This is a genomic window from Ruegeria sp. HKCCD7559 (assembly GCF_013110575.1).
In the GTDB taxonomy this organism is placed as follows: Bacteria; Pseudomonadota; Alphaproteobacteria; order Rhodobacterales; family Rhodobacteraceae; genus Ruegeria.
The window spans coordinates 1,355,913-1,373,137 of sequence record NZ_WVQU01000001.1 but is presented as its reverse complement, the minus strand read 5'-3'; the positions used below and the strand labels follow the sequence as shown (position 1 = coordinate 1,373,137).

The window sequence follows — 17,225 nt, the reverse complement described above, 5'->3', positions numbered from 1 at the left end:
AGGCTTGGGTCAGGCGGACTTCTTGGCGTGTTTTTCGGCCAGTTCCAGCAGCGCGGTTTCCAGATCCTTTTCCAGCTGCTGTGCACGCTCGATGTATTTCTTGTTTTCGGCAGTTGGCAGACCCGGGACCCACAGCTCGGCGAGATCGCGAACAGACATCCGGTCATGATGATAAAAAGTCTGTTCCGCCTGTGCGGCCTCGTACTCACTCAGCCCGATATTCTCCAGAACATAGCGGCCTGCGCGCAATGAGCTGTCGAAAAGTTCCCGCACGATGTCGTTGGCACCAGCCTGATAGAGCTCGTACACATGAGTCCGGTCGCGGGCGCGTGCGATGATGTGCAGGTCAGGGCGCTGCCGTCTGGCATACCCGACAAGCCGCGTGACTTGTTTGTGGTCATCCATGGCAGCGACAAGGACCGACGCTTTTTCCAATCCCGCAGCGCGCAGCAATTCAGGGCGTGTTGGATCGCCCAGAAACCCTTTGACGCCGAAACGGCGCATCAGCTGAATAGTTTCGATGTTGTGGTCCAGCACAACCGTCTTGAACCCGCTGGCCCGCACCAGCCGGTTTACAATCTGCCCGAACCGACCGATCCCGGCAATGATGACGGGGCCTTTTTCGTCAATTTCATCCGGCTCGGGTTCTTTGGAAGTGTCGCCGATCTTTCGCGACAGAAGATCGTAGATGATAAACAGAAGCGGTGTGATCAGCATCGTCAAAGCGATGATCATCAGCAGTTTTTGGGACAGGTCGGGGGGGATGACATTCTGTTGCGTGGAAAATGCCAGCAGAACAAAGCCAAACTCACCCGCTTGCGCCAAGCCCAAGGTAAACAGCCAGTGATCGCGCCCACGCAACTTGAAGGCCTTGCCCACAAGATACAGGATGATCCCTTTTGCAAGGATCAAAAGAAGCGCCAGACCGATCAGGTCAAGGGGGTCATCAAAGAAATAGGCAACATCGATCCCGGCACCGACCGTGATGAAGAAAAGCCCAAGCAAAAGCCCTTTGAATGGCTCAAGGTCGCTTTCCATTTCATGTCTGAACTCGGAACTGGCCAGAACCACGCCCGCCAGGAAGGCGCCCAGGGCAGGGGAAAGTCCGACGAGGGTCATCAGGAAGGAAATCCCGACCACGATCATAAGCGCCAGAGCGGTATACATCTCGCGCAGGCGGGTCGCGTGAATGAAGCGAAACAGCGGACGGGTCAGGTAGACACCGGCCAGAATGACAAACACCACTGCCCCGATCGTAACCAGCGTGACGGCCCAACCCGGCAGACCTTCGACCAGAGAAAGGCTGTGATGGTCCGCGCCGTGAAGTCCTCCGGCCCCGCGGTCAATCGAACCATCCGATTTGATCTGAGGCATGGCCGGCAAGGCCAGAAGTGGAAGCAAGGCCAAGATCGGAATGACCGCTATGTCCTGCGTTAACAGCACCGAAAACGTAGCTCGACCGCCATTTGTTCGCATCAGGCCCTTTTCGGAAAGGGTCTGAAGAACGATTGCCGTGGATGACAGCGACAAAGTCAGCCCTACGGCCAGGGCGACCGACCAGGGGTGGTTGGCGTACATTGCCACGGCAGCAATCGCAGCCGTCGACAACGCAACCTGCAACCCGCCCAACCCCAGCAACTTATCGCGCATATCCCAAAGAGCGCGCGGCTCCAGTTCCAGACCGATCAGGAACAGCATCATCACCACACCGAATTCGGCAACGTGCTGAAGGTTTTCCGTTTCCGCGCCGACAAGGCCAAGAACAGGACCAATGATAATCCCAGCGGCCAGATACCCCAGAACCGACCCCAACCCCAGCCGTGCAGACAGGGGAACGGCGATGACTGCGGCTGCCAGATAGATTGAAGCCTGATATAGGAATACGTCCATAGGTGTCCTCTCGGGCCCGTTCAGGTGGGCAGGGGGGCGTCGCGTTTCAGTTGGTCCATTACGATCTGGCTCTGAACTCTTGCAACGGCAGGATGCGGCAGGATGACCGAATGTAGCAAGCTGTTGAGCGCGGAAAGATCGTCACAATAGATGTGCAGCAGGTAATCTGCCTCACCGGTCATCGTCCATGCGCTGGTAATTTCGGGGCGGGTGTCGACCATGCGGGCGAAGCTTGCAGATTGTTCAGGGCCATGAGTTCCCAGATGGACCTGAACAAAGCCTTGCACTTGCAGACCCAGTTTCAACGGGTCCAGCCGCGCGGCATACCCGGTTATGTACCCTTCGGCTTCAAGCCGCTGGCGGCGGCGTCCTGCCTGACTGGGTGACAGGTTCAGCATTTCGCCCAGTTGGTGCGCGGTCAGGTGTGCGTCCTTTTGCAGGGCGGAAAGCAATCGCTTGTCGGTCGCGTCCAGCATGTGCGGAAAAATCCTGCCATTATTAACTTTTATGCGCGTTTTGCGCGCCTATCGGCAGTTTACACGAAAACAATGCGCAGAAACAGCGTCATAAAAGTCATATTTTTGAATCAGCAAAGAAATTCCTGTTTTCGAAGGAGACGCGCCATGGGTCCTTTCCCACACAACGCCCCGAAATCTGTTATCAGCGAAGAAAACCCTGCCGGTACCGATGGGTTTGAGTTCGTCGAGTTTGCCCATCCTGAGCCGCAGGAGCTGCGTGATCTGTTCGCGAAGATGGGGTTTGACCTGGTGGCCCACCACAAGGAAAAGCCCGCCGTCGAGCTGTGGCAGCAAGGGGATGTCACCTATATCCTGAACGCGGATCCCGACAGCTTTGCCGCGAGGTTCGTGGACGAGCACGGACCTTGCGCGCCATCCATGGGGTGGCGAGTTGTTGACGCGCAAAAGGCCTATGACCATGCCGTATCAAAAGGTGCGGAACCTTACGACGGCGCTGACAAAACCATGAATGTGCCTGCGATCAAGGGCATCGGCGGATCGTTGATCTATTTCGTCGATCAATATTACGACACATCGCCATACAATCAGGAATTCGAGTGGATCAAAGAATCCAAACCTCGGGGCGAGGGGTTCTTCTATCTCGATCACCTGACGCACAACGTCTACAAGGGCAACATGGACAAGTGGTTCAAGTTCTACGGCGACCTGTTCAACTTCCGTGAAATTCGTTTCTTTGACATTCAGGGCAAGTTCACCGGGTTGTACAGCCGGGCGCTGACGTCTCCTTGCGGTCGTATCCGCATCCCCATCAACGAAGACCGCGGTGAGACGGGGCAAATCGTATCCTACCTGAAGAAATACAAAGGTGAAGGCATTCAGCATATTGCTGTCGGCAGTGACGATATTTACGCCTCGACCGATGCAATTGCGGAAAACGGTCTGAAATTCATGCCGGGCCCGAACAAGGCATATTACGAGATGTCCAGGACCCGCGTGGCCGGCCACGAGGAGCCGCTGGACCGGATGATGAAACACGGCATCCTGATCGATGGTGAAGGCGTTGTCGACGGTGGTGAGACCCGGATTCTGCTACAGATTTTCTCGAAAACCGTCATCGGACCGATCTTCTTCGAGTTCATTCAGCGCAAGGGCGACGACGGTTTCGGCGAGGGAAATTTTCAGGCGCTATTCGAATCCATCGAACGCGAACAGATCGAAAGCGGCGAGATTTCCGCAGCCTGATTGCAACGCACTGACACGCCGGGGGCAGTTCATCTGCCTTCGGCGCTTTTATGTGACGGTTGGTGCGTCAGAAGATCGATTGCCGGTTTTCAGCTGCGCGGCATCGCCAGGGTCACGTTGCGGCCCTTTTTCTGATATCGGAGCTCACTGTCGCTGATCGCGATGACTTTCCCGCCATCAAGGCGGTCTCCGACTTTCAGCTTTTTGTAACGCCCGCTGGGAAGCCGCACCAATGCGCGTCTGTTGGCCGGCGTTCCGTAGACCCCGATCAGGTTCAGCCTGCGCAGGTTGATTGCGTTGTCGATCGTGGCTTGTCGTGCGACCGACGCGGTCGAAGGGATTTTGGGCGCGACGGTCTTTGGTTGGAACGATCCTGCGTCATCGGATTTCTGATCCAATGCTGCTGTGGACCCAAGATTCGAACTGTTTGAAGCAGGTGATTTGGCAGGGGCCAATCCGGCGGGGCGGGATTTGGGCCGCGGGACTCTTACGACAGCCAAGGCCGTTGGTGCCTCATCGACCTGTGGTTCGGTCTGAAGGTTTTCCGGGCGCGCTTTCGGTCGCTTGGATGCCAATTCCTCTAATGACCGGCCACCCAGTTGACCGCGCTCGAAATTCTCGACCAGATCAGCGGGGCGCGGCTTGGGCCGAATGCCTGCCAATCTGTCGTCGACCTCGTCAACCACAGGTTCTTCTTCGAAACGAACTGGAGTTTCAGGTGGAACCTTGGAAGGGCGCCCCAGATAAACAACGACCCCCGCCGGATTCACGGTGCCTTCCGGTGTAGGCACGACCAGGCCGTTCTCATCCAGATCAAACCGAGTGCCCGCAATGTTGGGGGATACGTCGGGTTCAAAAGGAGCGTCGGTGTCAAAACTGGGGTCGGGCGGTAAGGCAACCGCATCCTCGAACAGATCGGCGTGGTCCAGCGATGCCAGATACAATTCCTGCGGTTCCACGGTCTCAGGTATTTCCGGTGCCGCAGGCGCTGTCGTGCTTATGCCCGTAACGGCCTCGACACCTTTTTGTGTTTCGGGGTCCTGAGCGACGGAGTCCACCGCGGTAGGGGCAACTTTGAGGGCCTCCAGAATGGCTGCATCTGTGGCAGTCAGATCCGGCTGCGTGCCGGTCTCGGTTTCCGAGGCCTCGTTCGCAGGCACTTCGGCTTCATCGGTCGCAAGGTCCGGAACGGTTTGTTGCGGGGCTTCCAGCGCAGCCGTGTCCAGCTCCGATTCAGGCAGGGGCTCTACGGCGGGTTCAGTGGCGGGAACCGCAACCTGAGCCGGGCTCTTTTCCGCCTGATCCTGTTCAGGGTCGGACCCCGATGCCAGCCAAACGCCAACAAGTCCACCAACGAGAAGCAAGGCGGCAAAGACCGGAATGACAGACCGGTTTACCCCTGAAGATGCATCAAGATTGTTCGTTGTTTCCCGGGGTGCTCGGAAAGCCTCGGGCGCGGCGGTTCCGGCAATCGGATGGGTGGGCAGGTCGGAATCATCAGCCTGTTTAACTGCGTCCGTTTCCACCGGAGATGGCTGGTTTTCCGGGTGTGACAGATCGGAAGCGTCCGAGGTTTCGCGAAACAACGCCTCACGCGGGAACGCGCCCTCTTTGTCTTCGGCGGTGAACGCCACCACCACAAAACCATTTTCCGAGGCAAAGGTCCGCGCTTCGGCCAGAGTTTCAACCGCCACGGCGGCAACAAAGGTCGTGTCGCCTTCGGTCTGGCTGTCATAACTCAGTTCCGACAGGGCGTAAGGCGTGGCCTCGGTCAGAGCAGTTTCGATACGTTCAGCCCGGTCTTCCGGCGGCAACCTATTGGTGGAAAGCTCTAGAAACCGAATCTGATCCTCTGGCAGCACAAGCTTGCAGCTCAGATCATTTTCCAGCGCAAATGCCTTTTCCCGCAACGCCTGCATCTGTGCGGACAAGTCCGGAACATCCAGCGGAATCGTACCGACAACAAACCAGTCGTCATCGGAACGGTGGTGCAGTGTTATTCCGGTCGCAGAAAAAGACAGCGCAAAGGCGGGTTTCATATTCCGGAGGAACCATAATTATCAATGTCAATGCAAACGACTTTGCGTTTGCAGACCGACATTAAAGCAGGAACCCGCCGAGGGAAAGAAAAAGGCGGTATCTCCTCTTGTATCGCAAGGGCCCGTCAACCCATCTAAAAGCAGAGTAATTTGGAGTGATAACCTTGAAGACATTCGCTTTTCTGGCCGCGATGATGGCGGCTACGGCTGCCGGGGCCGCTCATGCGGAAGAACGTCGCATCAACGTTGATGCAACCGGAACAGTGCAGATTGCGCCTGATATGGCGACGATAACCTTGGGCGTGACCAACGAAGACGCCGAAGCCTCGGCTGCGATGCGGGCGACGTCAGATGCCGTTTCCAAAGTCTTGGCGCGCCTGACCGAGATGGGTATCGAAGATCGTGACGTCCAGACACGGGACCTGTCATTGTCGCCCGTCTGGTCGGGTCGTCATGGACAGAATGGGGAGACGCCCGAAATCACCGGCTTTACGGCGTCCAACCGCGTGTTTGTGCGCGTACGCGACCTGACCCAACTGGGGAAGATCATGGACGCGGTCATTCAGGACGGCGCCAATGATTTCGGGGGCTTGAGCTTTGGCGTACAGGATCCCAAACCGATCGAGGCGCAGGCGCGTGCCAAGGCCGTTGGCGAAGCCACGGCCAAAGCACAGCAGTTGGCAGAGGCAGCGGGCGTGACGCTTGGTCCGGTTCAGTCGATCTCGGAGCAAACAACTGGCATTCGTCCGATGGCAGAAATGCGCGCGCTGAGCATGGCGGATGCGGGTGGTGTTCCCGTCGCGGGCGGCGAGGTGTCGGTTTCCGTCAGTGTCTCGATGGAATTCGAGATTTCAGACTAAGATCACGCTTTCACACGGGCCATCAGCGGTTTGCGCTGCTGGCCCGTGCCGTCAAAATTGTCGGGCGACAGCCAGGCTTCGAATGCATCGCGAATGCGCGGCCATTCAGTGTCGATGATCGCGTACCACGCCGTATCCCGATTGCGGCCCTTGTAGTGGGTCGCCTGTCGAAACACCCCTTCGAAAGTAAATCCCAGCCGTTCAGCGGCATTGCGTGACGGTGTATTCAGTGCGTCGCATTTCCACTCGTACCGACGATAGCCGAGCTCGTCGAAAACCCGCTTCATCATGAGGTACATGACCTCGGTCGATTGCGGCTTGCGTTGCAGCAGCGGTGAAAAGTGGATGTGGCCGACTTCGATGGCACCCGCTGCGGGTTCGATCCGAAGATAAGAGGCCATGCCGACTGGCACTTCGTCCGCATCCAATACGGAATGAAACATCGGGTCCGCATCCATGCAGTTGGCGCGGGCCCAGTCTTCAAATTCCGGTTCGCTGACAAACGGGCCATAGGGCAGGTAAGTCCAGTTACGGCCATCCCTGTTATTGGCAAACGCCCGAAAAAGTCCGGGCGCATGGCGATTCACATCCAGTGGCACGACAGAACAGTACCGGCCTTCCATCGGTGTGTAAGGCGGCGTCGGGCGCGGAAAGTCACCCGACACCGGCAAACCGATGGGCTGGCCAAGGTCGTTTGTGTCGTGCCCGGCCATAGTCAGGCGCTGGCCTTGGCGAGGGCCTGATCAAGGTCCGCGATCAGGTCGTTCACGTCTTCGATGCCGATTGACACCCGCACGACACCGGGGCCTGCGCCCGCGGCTTCCTGTTGTTCCGGCGTCAGTTGTCGGTGGGTGGTCGAGGCCGAGTGGATGATCAACGAGCGGGCATCGCCCAAATTGGCCACGTGGCTGAAGATTTCCAGCGCGTTGACCAGTTTGATACAGGCGTCATAGCCGCCCTTCACCGCAAAAGTGAACAATGCGCCAGCGCCACGTGGATACTGCGATTTGACCCGGTCCTTGTAAGGTGATGACGGCAATCCCGCATAGGTGACGTATTCCACCCGGTCATCCGCTTCCAGCCACGTCGCGATTTTCTGGGCGTTCTCCACGTGGCGCTCCATACGCAGCGACAGTGTTTCGATCCCCATCAGCGTGTAATGAGCTGCCTGCGGGTTCATGGTCATGCCCAGATCACGCAGACCGATGGCAATGCCGTGGAAGGTGAAGGCCAGCGGGCCAAAAGTCTCATGGAATTTCAGGCCGTGATAGGCAGGCTCGGGTTCGCTCAGTGACGGGAATTTGTCATTCGCGGACCAGTCGAACTTGCCAGAATCCACGATGCACCCGCCGGTGACGGTGCCGTTGCCGGTCAGGTATTTGGTGGTGGAATGCACAACCAGTGTCGCGCCATGCTCGATCGGACGGCACAGGTAGGGCGTGGCCGAGGTGTTGTCGACAATCAGCGGGATGCCCGCAGCATCAGCAACATCCGCCAACGCGCGGATATCAGACACATAACCGCCCGGATTGGCGATGGATTCGCAGAACACGGCGCGGGTGTTTTCGTCGATGGCATCCTTCACGGCGTCCAGATCATCGGTGTCCACGAATTTGGCGGACCAGCCAAAGCGTTTGATCGTCTGGCTGAACTGCGTGACCGTGCCGCCATACAAACGGGTCGAGGCGACCACGTTGCAGCCGGGCCCCATCAGCGGAAACAGCGCCATGATCTGTGCCGCATGCCCGGACGAGCAGCACACCGCCCCGACGCCGCCTTCAAGCGTCGCCACGCGTTCCTGCAGAACGGCGACGGTTGGGTTGGTCAGGCGAGAATAGATAAAGCCCACCTCTTGCAGGTTGAACAGGGCCGCTGCGTGGTCCGCATCCCGGAACACATAGGCCGTGGTCTGATAAATCGGTGTCTGGCGTGCTCCGGTCGCCGGGTCGGGGCGGGCACCCGCATGAATTTGCAATGTGTCGAAACCGTAGGTCGGGCCGTCAGACATCGTGAAAATCTCCTGTTGGTATCTGTCTTGCGGAATCTGTAGGCCATTGCCCGCCTGCGCACAACGATCCTGTCAGCGCAGCCAGAGTCCTTTGCTTTTGATCGCGTTGCGCAGTGCCTGTTCACGCCGCGGCAGATTGTCCTGATCAAAGAGCGCACGGATTTTTTCGCCTTTGCCCTGAAGAACCAGTTTTTTCAGCGGATCATACTGTTTGAGCACTTTTTTGACCTTGTTGGGGGCCACGACGGTTTCAAGCACATCGATCACGTGATCGCTTTCGCGGGCATAAAGCAAAGGGAACAGGCGATAGTGGCAGCTGACGGACCCATCCAGAAGCCCGTCCGGCAAAGCGTCCCGCCCGCCGCCGAAAGAATGAATGACCAGCGGCAGGGCCGCCTGATCCAGCCATGGGTCAAGGTTCTGGCCCGTCAGTTCGGGAATGTTCTCATCCCGGATCGTTCTTGCGTAGTCCAGGTACCGTTCACCGAACATCCTAGGGCATTTGAAAAAAAAGTAACCTGCGTTGAAGTAAAGGTATCGCCGCCAGTAATCATGGGGTTGGCCCGGATCCACCGAGCTTTCGAAATCCAGCCCGAAGCGCGCATAAAGCGCCCGCCAGATACCGTCAAAGCCGGGGCCGTACAGCGTCGGCTTTGGCCATGTGCCCTCGACCTTCAGTGAGGCTCCGGGGTGGTTGAAATCGAACGGGACGCTTGTGATGTCGCCGGTGATAAGCGTGTCTGTGTCGAAGAACACAAAGGGTTCACCTTCCGGCAGGGCCGACAAGGCCTCGATCTTGTTGCCATAAGGGTAGCTTTCGCCGAAAACATGCGAGTCGAAGGGCAGGATTTCGGCATCCAACTGTTTCAGGGCCTTCAGAACGTCTTCGTCCTGGATGCTGGGGTTGTGGGTCCAGCGCGGGCCCGTGTTGGGTGTGGCGACAAACAGCCGGCCTTTGAACCCGGGCGAACAATGGCGAAGCGAGGCCGCGAACAACAGGGCCTCATATTGCAGGCGGTTGTTTTGCCCGACAACCGCGATGTTGAATTTCCGAGAACTTGCCTGCATCTATGCCCATTCCTGAAAGCTGCCGGAACCGGCACCCTTTGATCCGGGTTACAGCAAGCGGGGTGGGGCGTCAAAAGCCGAAAGTTTGATTTCTTGTTATCTATGGCATTCCTCTCATCGCGCCGAGAAAGGGCTGAGCAAGGTCATTTTGCGGATTTTCCGAGGTTGGCCCGGTTCATGTCGTAAGGGAAAATCGGTGGCGTGCGATGCTGACCGAACCTTGTATGCCCATACCCGCACAGCCCTTTCCTGGGCAAATCCTGCCTTCGGACCCAATGATTCAACGCTTTTTGTGCTTAATCCCTAAGCGAAGTGCCCAAAAACACGGTTGTTTTTGCAAGGCTTTTCATTTTTTGACCATTTGGCAAATTTTACCAATTGATAAAAAAATTATTTGTGGCAAGCTGAGAGCATAACAAACATATCTACAGGGAGTAGAGTGATGGCACAGGGCCAGATGGCACCCGGCATCGTAGCCGGGCGGCTTTCAAGCGATGAGCTGACCTCGAATTTCACCGATCTGCATCCGCCACTTGCGCAGCATGAGGCCGCAGTAGCCGCAGATCGCTGTTATTTCTGCTATGACGCGCCATGCGTAACGGCCTGTCCAACGGATATCGATATCCCGTTGTTCATTCGCCAGATTCAAGCCGGTCAACCGCAATCAGCAGGGCGCACGATTCTGGAACAGAATATTCTGGGCGGAATGTGCGCTCGGGTCTGTCCAACCGAAACGCTGTGCGAAGAGGCCTGCGTTCGCGAGGCCGCCGAAGGCAAACCGGTTGAGATCGGGCGCCTGCAACGTTTCGCCACCGATGAAATCATGGCCTCGGGCGTGCATCCGTTTGAACGTGCGCCTTCGACCGGCAAGACAGTTGCCGTTGTAGGGGCCGGGCCTGCGGGTCTGGCCTGTGCCCATCGGCTGGCGATGCTGGGCCATGACGTGGTGATCCATGAAAGCAAGCCCAAACCCGGCGGCCTGAATGAATATGGTATCGCGGCCTACAAATCGACCAACGATTTTGCACAGGCCGAGGTGGACTGGCTTCTGAAAATCGGCGGGATTGCAATCGAGACCGGTTCGGTTTTGGGCGAAAGCATCTCATTGGATGGGCTGGTCGAAAACTACGACGCGGTGTTTCTGTCCATCGGTCTAGCCGGCGTCAACGCCTTGCGTGCAGGCGGTGTTGACAAGGACGGTGTGCGGGCCGCGGTTGATTTCATATCGGACGTGCGGCAGGCCAGCGACCTTGCCGATCTGCCCGTTGGACGGAATGTGGTCGTCATCGGCGGGGGCATGACGGCTGTGGATGCCGCCGTGAAATCCAAGCTTCTGGGCGCCGAAAACGTCACGATTGCCTATCGCCGCGGCCGGGATGCCATGGGGGCCAGCCGGTACGAGCAGGACCTGGCAGCGTCGCATGGCGTTCGGATCATGACCAATGTTCAGCCAGTGGCCATCCACGGCAATGGCGCCGCGACCGAGATCGAGCTGGAATATACCTCCAGCCAGAACGGTCAGCTCATCGCAACCGGAGAAACGATCCGCTTGCCGGCCGATCAGGTTCTCAAGGCCATCGGACAGACCTTGGAGGGCGCACCGGAAGGCCTGACGCTGGATGGCAACAAGATCGCCGTCAGCGGCGCTGGCCGAACCTCTTTGGCTGGTGTTTGGGCTGGTGGTGACTGCGCTGCGGGCGGCGAAGATCTGACCGTAACGGCCGTTGCCGAAGGTCGGGACGCGGCGATGGACATCCACGCGACGCTCGTTTCGTGATAGGGTGGGGTATTCACCCCATTCCTTTCGCTGCTGAGGTATTCCCATGTCCCAGATCGAACAAGCTGTTGCTCAACACTATACCACCGGTGCACTGACCGAACGCGTCCGCGCGGCGCTGGAGGCCAGCGGCATCGACCCGGATGCGGCCACTGTCGCTGATCTGAAGGCGGGGGATGAATTCCATACCGGCGGCGTTCTTGCGACCGACAACCTGTTTGCGCAACTTTCTCCGACCCATGCGACACGCGTTCTGGACATCGGATGCGGCATCGGAGGCACATCCCGGTACATAGTGGACAAATATGACTCAACGGTTACAGGGGTCGACCTGACGCCCGAGTTCGTGGAAACCGCAACTGCGCTCAGCGATCTGGTCGGACATTCCGAAAAGGCCAGCTTTCTTGTTGGCAGTGCTCTGGACATGCCTGTGCCGGATGCCGGGTTCGACCTTGCCGTCATGATGCATGTGGGCATGAATATCGAAGACAAAGCGGGGCTGTTCGCGGAAGTGTCACGGGTTCTGGCCACCGGTGGCACCTTTGCCTTGTTCGACGTCATGGGCGGAGAGGTGGATGAGCCGCTGGCTTTTCCGCTTCCCTGGTCCACATTGCCGGAAACCTCATTTGTTCACGCGCCGGATGTATACAAGGACGCCGCGGCCGCGGCCGGTCTTGAGCTGGTTGCCGAAACAGACCGCACCGCGTTTGCGATCCAGTTCTTCGAAGACGTATTTGCCAAGATAGCCGAGACCGGACCAGCGCCGCTGGGAATCCACCTGATGATGGGCGAAACGGCGCCCGAAAAGTTCCAAAACTACGTCAAAAACCTCAAGGCCGGGCGTATTCGCCCGACCGAAATGATATTCAAAAAATCCGGCTGAGCCGGGAAGGGAGAAGCCATGGCCGATCTGACGACAAACTTTCTGGGCATTTCCAGCCCCAACCCGTTCTGGCTGGCCTCTGCGCCGCCGACGGACAAGGAATACAATGTGCGCCGCGCCTTCGAAGCCGGGTGGGGAGGAGTTGTCTGGAAAACGCTGGGGTCCGAGGGGCCTCCGGTCGTGAACGTGAATGGCCCGCGCTATGGCGCAATCTACGGGGCCGACCGCCGTTTGCTGGGCCTGAACAATATCGAACTGATCACGGATCGTCCTCTCGAGGTGAATCTCGAGGAAATGGCGCGGGTCAAATCCGATTACCCGGATCGCGCCTTGATCGCGTCGATCATGGTTCCGTGCGAGGAAGAAGCATGGAAGGCCATTCTGCCACGCGTGGCAGAAACCGGTGCGGACGGGATCGAGCTGAACTTCGGCTGCCCTCATGGGATGAGCGAACGCGGCATGGGCTCGGCCGTGGGGCAGGTGCCGGAATATATCGAGATGGTCACCCGCTGGTGCAAACAGTATTACGACCGCCCGGTCATCGTTAAGCTTACGCCGAATATCACAGATATCCGCAAACCGGCTGCGGCCGCCAGAAACGGTGGTGCGGATGCGGTGTCGCTGATCAACACCATCAATTCGATCACCAGCGTCAATCTGGACACGTTCAGCCCTGAACCGTCCATTGACGGCAAAGGCAGCCACGGTGGGTATTGCGGCCCGGCAGTAAAGCCCATTGCATTGTCGATGGTGTCCGAGATCGCGCGGGCCGAGGCGACGCGGGGCCTGCCGATTTCCGGCATTGGCGGCGTCACCACTTGGCGTGACGCGGCCGAGTTCATCTCGTTGGGTTGCGGCAACGTTCAGGTGTGCACCGCTGCGATGACCTATGGCTTCAAGATCATTGACGAACTGACGGCAGGGCTGTCGGAATGGATGGATGAGAAAGGCTATTCCAGCATTGATGAGGTGATCGGACGTGCGGTGCCCAATGTCACCGACTGGCAGTATCTGAACCTCAACTACGTCGCCAAGGCGAAGATCGATCAGGATCAGTGCATCAAGTGTGGCCGGTGTTATGCTGCCTGCGAAGACACCAGCCACCAGGCGATTTCCATGTCCGAGGACCGCGTGTTTGAGGTGATGGATGACGAATGCGTCGCTTGCAACCTCTGCGTCGATGTTTGTCCGATCGAAGGCTGCATCGATATGGTGCCGATGGCAGCGGGTGAGGTTGATCCCCGGACCGGAAAAGAAGTTCAGCTAACTTATGCGAACTGGACGACGCATCCGAACAACCCGATGGCCAAGGCGGCCGAATGAGGGGATTGCGACAGATCGTCAAGGGGCCGTTATTGCGGCCCCTTTTTTCAGGGGCTCAGAAGTTTGCGGTACAACGTGTCAACAAAGGCTTCTGCACCCTCGAACGGATCTTCGTTGCCCAGAATTGCACGAACCTGAACATCGAAATCTGCATAGTGCTGCGTCAAGGCCCAGATCGAGAACACCAGGTGGTAGGGGTGCACCCGCGCGATTTTTCCCTGATCCATCCAGCCGGTAAGGATCGTGACCTTTTCGTCGACCAGTGTCTTGAGATCATTGGACAATGCATCGTGAATACGCGGCGCGCCCTGTACAAGCTCGTTGGCAAAAAGGCGGCTTTCCCGTGGTAGCTCCTGACTCATCTGCAACTTGCGCCGAATGTATGCCAGGATTTCCTCCATCGGATCGCCATTGGCGTCCAGATCATGCAGCGGAGCCAGCCAGGTATCCAGCAGGCCGGACAGCAATTCAGTGTGGATCGCTTCTTTTGATGGGAAATAGTACAGCAGGTTCGGCTTGCTCAGACCTGCTTCTGCTGCGATCTGGTCTACGGTTGCGCCGCGAAACCCGTGGGATGAAAACACGTTCAGGGCGGCCTCTAGAATCGCGGCGCGGTTCTTTTTCTGAATACGGGTTGGTGCGCGGTCTTTTGGCATGTTTTCAGCGTGTCTCTTTTTTCGTCGAACAGGTGCGGGACGTACTGAAAATTTCAGCTGAACCGCGCAAATTCTTGACTGATACCGAACCCGTGATAGCGTGAGTTTGACCATATGGTCAAATCAAGACATCAAAAGCGAGCCAACTCGCCAGCAAACAGGGAAGATGAACATGGCAGCTCCGGCGCAGAATCTCAGGATCAATGGCGACAGGTTGTGGGACAGTCTGATGGAGATGGCCAAGATCGGCCCGGGTGTCGCCGGTGGCAACAATCGCCAGACCTTGACGGATGAGGACGCGGAAGGCCGCGCCTTGTTCCAGAAATGGTGCGAGGAAGCAGGGTGCACCATGGGGCTTGACCAGATGGGCAACATGTTTGCCCGCCGCGAAGGCACTGACCCGGACGCGCTGCCGGTTTACGTGGGTTCGCATCTGGATACGCAGCCGACCGGCGGCAAATATGATGGTGTGCTGGGTGTCCTGGGAGGGCTGGAACTGATCCGGACGCTGAACGACCTGGGGATCAAGACGAAACATCCGATCGTCGCCACCAACTGGACAAACGAAGAAGGCACGCGTTACGCGCCGGCGATGCTTTCTTCGGGCGTTTTTGCCGGGATGCACACGCAAGACTGGGCATACAACCGCGAAGATGCTGAAGGCAAAAAGTTCGGGGATGAGCTGAACCGGATCGGCTGGCGTGGTGATGAAGAGGTGGGCGCCCGCAAGATGCATGCGTTCTTTGAGCTGCATATCGAACAGGGCCCGATCCTTGAAGCCGAAGGCAAGGATATCGGCGTCGTCACCCATGGTCAGGGGCTGAGCTGGACGCAGATCACGGTAACGGGCAAGGATGCGCATACCGGATCGACACCGATGCCGATGCGCAAGAATGCCGGGCTGGCCATGGCGCGGATCCTGGAGAAAGTCGACGAGATCGCATGGTCTCATGCTCCGCATGCGGTGGGTGCGGCAGGGCATATCGATGTCTACCCGAACTCACGCAATGTGATCCCGGGCAAGGTGGTGTTTACGGTCGATTTCCGCTCGCCCGAGCTGGAGGTGATCACCGACATGGAAAACCGCCTGCGGGTGGCTGCCGAGGACGTCGTTGACGAGATGGGTCTTCAGATCGAATTCGAGAAAGTCGGCGGTTTCGATCCGGTGAAATTTGACGATGCTTGCGTATCGGCCGTGCGAAACGCAGCCGAACGGCTGGGCTATTCGCACACTGATATCATCTCGGGCGCGGGGCATGATGCCTGCTGGATCAACCGGGTTGCGCCGACCGCGATGATCATGTGCCCCTGTGTTGACGGGCTGAGCCACAATGAAGCCGAAGAAATCAGCAAGGAATGGGCCGCAGCCGGGGCGGATGTTCTGCTGCATGCCGTGGTCGAGACTGCCGAAATCGTGGAATAGGGGGCGCTGCCCCCGTCGCCCCAAGGGCGACTCCCCCGGGATATTTTTGGCCAGATGAAGCAAGCGGCGCAGACCGCATCAGGGAGTTCAAAATGAGTACTGTCATCAAAAACGGAACCGTTGTCACCGCGGATTTGACTTACAAGGCGGATGTATTGGTCGAGGGTGGCGTGATCACCGAAATCGGCATGAACCTGACGGGGGACAAGGAACTGGACGCAACCGGCTGTTTTGTGATGCCGGGCGGTATTGATCCTCATACCCATCTGGAAATGCCGTTCATGGGCACCTATTCCAGCGATGACTTTGAAAGCGGGACGCGGGCGGCCCTGGCGGGCGGCACTACCATGGTTGTTGATTTTGCACTGCCGAACCCCGGTGAAAGCCTGCTGGATGCGCTGAAACGTTGGGACAACAAGTCGACACGGGCCAATTGTGACTATTCGTTCCACATGGCGGTGACCTGGTGGGGGGAACAGGTGTTCGACGACATCAAAACCGTGATCGAGACGCGCGGTATCAACACCTTCAAGCATTTCATGGCCTACAAGGGCGCGCTGATGGTGAATGATGATGAGCTGTTCGCCTCGTTCAAGCGTCTTGCCGAGCTTGGCGGTACCGCCCTGGTGCATGCCGAGAACGGAGATGTGGTGGCAGAGCTGAGTGCCAAGCTGCTTGCCGAAGGCAATACCGGCCCCGAGGCACATGCGTATTCGCGCCCACCGCAGGTGGAAGGTGAAGCCACCAACCGAGCGATCATGATCGCGGACATGGCGGGTGTCCCGCTGTATGTTGTTCACACCTCGTGCGAAGAGGCGCATGAAGCCATCCGCCGGGCAAAAATGCAGGGTAAACGGGTGTGGGGAGAACCCCTGATCCAGCACCTGACATTGGACGAAAGTGAATATTTCAATCAGGATTGGGACCATGCGGCGCGACGGGTCATGAGCCCTCCGTTCCGCAACAAACAGCATCAGGACAGCCTGTGGAATGGCCTGCAATCGGGAACGCTGAGCGTGGTTGCAACCGATCATTGCGCCTTCACAACCGAACAGAAACGCTTTGGCGTAGGGGATTTCACCAAGATCCCGAACGGCACCGGCGGGCTGGAAGACCGGATGCCGATGTTGTGGACACATGGGGTCAACACTGGACGTCTGACACCGAACGAATTCGTGGCTGTCACTTCAACAAACATTGCCAAGATATTGAATTGCTATCCTAAAAAGGGTGCGATTCTGGTCGGGGCGGATGCTGATCTTGTTGTTTGGGATCCTGAGAAAAGCAAGACAATCAGCGCCGCGTCGCAGCAATCTTCGATCGACTACAATGTGTTCGAGGGCAAAGAGGTCAAAGGTCTGCCGCGCTTTACTCTGACGCGGGGTCAGGTGGCGGTGCATGACGGTGAAATCCGGACGCAGGAAGGTCATGGGGACTTTGTCGCGCGTGAGGCGAACACCACCGTCAACAAGGCGCTGAGCACCTGGAAAGAGCTGACCACCCCAAGACCCGTCGAGCGGACAGGAATTCCGGCGACCGGTGTTTGATCGGTTGGGGCCGCTTTGCTGGCGGCCCTG

At 57.9% G+C, this 17,225-nt stretch carries 14 protein-coding genes; 7 read left to right on the top strand and 7 right to left on the bottom strand.

Going from position 1 to position 17,225, the window contains the following annotated elements; genetic code table 11:
- Nucleotides 1-9 precede the first annotated feature (9 nt).
- Entirely contained in the window at nucleotides 10-1,890 is a 1,881-nt protein-coding gene (locus tag GS605_RS06835; RefSeq protein ID WP_171633117.1) for a monovalent cation:proton antiporter-2 (CPA2) family protein, read from the bottom strand.
- A 20-nt stretch (nucleotides 1,891-1,910) separates the two neighbouring features.
- Complete coding sequence (locus GS605_RS06830) at nucleotides 1,911-2,366, bottom strand: Lrp/AsnC family transcriptional regulator (protein ID WP_171633115.1); 456 nt, start codon at nucleotides 2,364-2,366, stop codon at nucleotides 1,911-1,913.
- 147 nt (nucleotides 2,367-2,513) lie between these two features.
- Here GS605_RS06830 and hppD point away from each other — a divergent pair, with 147 nt between their 5' ends.
- Nucleotides 2,514-3,611, top strand: a complete 1,098-nt coding sequence (gene hppD, locus GS605_RS06825) for a 4-hydroxyphenylpyruvate dioxygenase (RefSeq protein ID WP_171633112.1) — start codon at nucleotides 2,514-2,516, stop codon at nucleotides 3,609-3,611.
- Between the two features lie 89 nt (nucleotides 3,612-3,700).
- Here hppD and GS605_RS06820 read toward each other — a convergent pair whose 3' ends face one another.
- Complete coding sequence (locus GS605_RS06820) at nucleotides 3,701-5,650, bottom strand: hypothetical protein (protein ID WP_171723455.1); 1,950 nt, start codon at nucleotides 5,648-5,650, stop codon at nucleotides 3,701-3,703.
- A gap of 155 nt (nucleotides 5,651-5,805) precedes the next feature.
- Between GS605_RS06820 and GS605_RS06815 the strand changes: the two genes are divergently transcribed.
- The gene (locus GS605_RS06815) at nucleotides 5,806-6,510 is read left to right on the top strand and encodes an SIMPL domain-containing protein (RefSeq protein WP_371807730.1); all 705 of its coding nucleotides are present in this window, start codon (nucleotides 5,806-5,808) and stop codon (nucleotides 6,508-6,510) included.
- Nucleotides 6,511-6,512: 2 nt separating this feature from the next.
- On the opposite strand, the gene GS605_RS06810 is transcribed toward GS605_RS06815, so the two are convergent.
- The 3 genes from GS605_RS06810 to GS605_RS06800 form a co-directional block, all read right to left on the bottom strand.
- Complete coding sequence (locus tag GS605_RS06810) at nucleotides 6,513-7,223, bottom strand: GNAT family N-acetyltransferase (RefSeq protein WP_171723453.1); 711 nt, start codon at nucleotides 7,221-7,223, stop codon at nucleotides 6,513-6,515.
- Nucleotides 7,224-7,225: 2 nt separating this feature from the next.
- Nucleotides 7,226-8,518, bottom strand: coding sequence for an O-acetylhomoserine aminocarboxypropyltransferase/cysteine synthase family protein (locus GS605_RS06805; RefSeq protein WP_171633102.1), 1,293 nt, complete (start codon nucleotides 8,516-8,518; stop codon nucleotides 7,226-7,228).
- Between the two features lie 72 nt (nucleotides 8,519-8,590).
- The gene (locus GS605_RS06800; RefSeq protein WP_171723452.1) at nucleotides 8,591-9,586 is read right to left on the bottom strand and encodes a hypothetical protein; all 996 of its coding nucleotides are present in this window, start codon (nucleotides 9,584-9,586) and stop codon (nucleotides 8,591-8,593) included.
- Between the two features lie 442 nt (nucleotides 9,587-10,028).
- Here GS605_RS06800 and GS605_RS06795 point away from each other — a divergent pair, with 442 nt between their 5' ends.
- Genes GS605_RS06795 through preA form a run of 3 tightly spaced genes read left to right on the top strand, consistent with a single transcriptional unit; the run spans nucleotide 10,029 to nucleotide 13,569 of the window.
- Nucleotides 10,029-11,363, top strand: a complete 1,335-nt coding sequence (locus GS605_RS06795) for an NAD(P)-dependent oxidoreductase (protein WP_171723451.1) — start codon at nucleotides 10,029-10,031, stop codon at nucleotides 11,361-11,363.
- A 46-nt stretch (nucleotides 11,364-11,409) separates the two neighbouring features.
- The gene (locus GS605_RS06790) at nucleotides 11,410-12,246 is read left to right on the top strand and encodes a methyltransferase domain-containing protein (protein ID WP_171633094.1); all 837 of its coding nucleotides are present in this window, start codon (nucleotides 11,410-11,412) and stop codon (nucleotides 12,244-12,246) included.
- A gap of 18 nt (nucleotides 12,247-12,264) precedes the next feature.
- On the top strand, nucleotides 12,265-13,569 hold the full coding sequence (preA, locus tag GS605_RS06785; protein WP_171723450.1) for an NAD-dependent dihydropyrimidine dehydrogenase subunit PreA: 1,305 nt from the start codon (nucleotides 12,265-12,267) through the stop codon (nucleotides 13,567-13,569).
- Between the two features lie 47 nt (nucleotides 13,570-13,616).
- On the opposite strand, the gene GS605_RS06780 is transcribed toward preA, so the two are convergent.
- The gene (locus GS605_RS06780; RefSeq protein ID WP_171723449.1) at nucleotides 13,617-14,225 is read right to left on the bottom strand and encodes a TetR family transcriptional regulator C-terminal domain-containing protein; all 609 of its coding nucleotides are present in this window, start codon (nucleotides 14,223-14,225) and stop codon (nucleotides 13,617-13,619) included.
- A gap of 172 nt (nucleotides 14,226-14,397) precedes the next feature.
- Between GS605_RS06780 and GS605_RS06775 the strand changes: the two genes are divergently transcribed.
- A complete protein-coding gene (locus GS605_RS06775; RefSeq protein WP_171633086.1) occupies nucleotides 14,398-15,648 on the top strand; it encodes a Zn-dependent hydrolase in 1,251 nt (416 codons plus the stop codon).
- A 92-nt stretch (nucleotides 15,649-15,740) separates the two neighbouring features.
- Nucleotides 15,741-17,195, top strand: a complete 1,455-nt coding sequence (gene hydA / locus GS605_RS06770) for a dihydropyrimidinase (RefSeq protein WP_171723448.1) — start codon at nucleotides 15,741-15,743, stop codon at nucleotides 17,193-17,195.
- The last annotated feature ends 30 nt before the right edge of the window (nucleotides 17,196-17,225 follow it).

What these genes read in the sequence shown, in the direction of transcription:
- GS605_RS06775 (WP_171633086.1), top strand. Translation starts at nt 14,398, where the DNA reads ATGGCAGCTCCGGCGCAGAATCTCAGGATCAATGGCGACAGGTTGTGG.
- GS605_RS06830 (WP_171633115.1), bottom strand. Translation starts at nt 2,366, where the DNA reads ATGCTGGACGCGACCGACAAGCGATTGCTTTCCGCCCTGCAAAAGGAC.
- GS605_RS06835 (WP_171633117.1), bottom strand. Translation starts at nt 1,890, where the DNA reads ATGGACGTATTCCTATATCAGGCTTCAATCTATCTGGCAGCCGCAGTC.
- hppD (WP_171633112.1), top strand. Translation starts at nt 2,514, where the DNA reads ATGGGTCCTTTCCCACACAACGCCCCGAAATCTGTTATCAGCGAAGAA.
- GS605_RS06795 (WP_171723451.1), top strand. Translation starts at nt 10,029, where the DNA reads ATGGCACAGGGCCAGATGGCACCCGGCATCGTAGCCGGGCGGCTTTCA.
- preA (WP_171723450.1), top strand. Translation starts at nt 12,265, where the DNA reads ATGGCCGATCTGACGACAAACTTTCTGGGCATTTCCAGCCCCAACCCG.
- GS605_RS06810 (WP_171723453.1), bottom strand. Translation starts at nt 7,223, where the DNA reads ATGGCCGGGCACGACACAAACGACCTTGGCCAGCCCATCGGTTTGCCG.
- GS605_RS06780 (WP_171723449.1), bottom strand. Translation starts at nt 14,225, where the DNA reads ATGCCAAAAGACCGCGCACCAACCCGTATTCAGAAAAAGAACCGCGCC.
- hydA (WP_171723448.1), top strand. Translation starts at nt 15,741, where the DNA reads ATGAGTACTGTCATCAAAAACGGAACCGTTGTCACCGCGGATTTGACT.
- GS605_RS06820 (WP_171723455.1), bottom strand. Translation starts at nt 5,650, where the DNA reads ATGAAACCCGCCTTTGCGCTGTCTTTTTCTGCGACCGGAATAACACTG.
- GS605_RS06800 (WP_171723452.1), bottom strand. Translation starts at nt 9,586, where the DNA reads ATGCAGGCAAGTTCTCGGAAATTCAACATCGCGGTTGTCGGGCAAAAC.
- GS605_RS06805 (WP_171633102.1), bottom strand. Translation starts at nt 8,518, where the DNA reads ATGTCTGACGGCCCGACCTACGGTTTCGACACATTGCAAATTCATGCG.
- GS605_RS06790 (WP_171633094.1), top strand. Translation starts at nt 11,410, where the DNA reads ATGTCCCAGATCGAACAAGCTGTTGCTCAACACTATACCACCGGTGCA.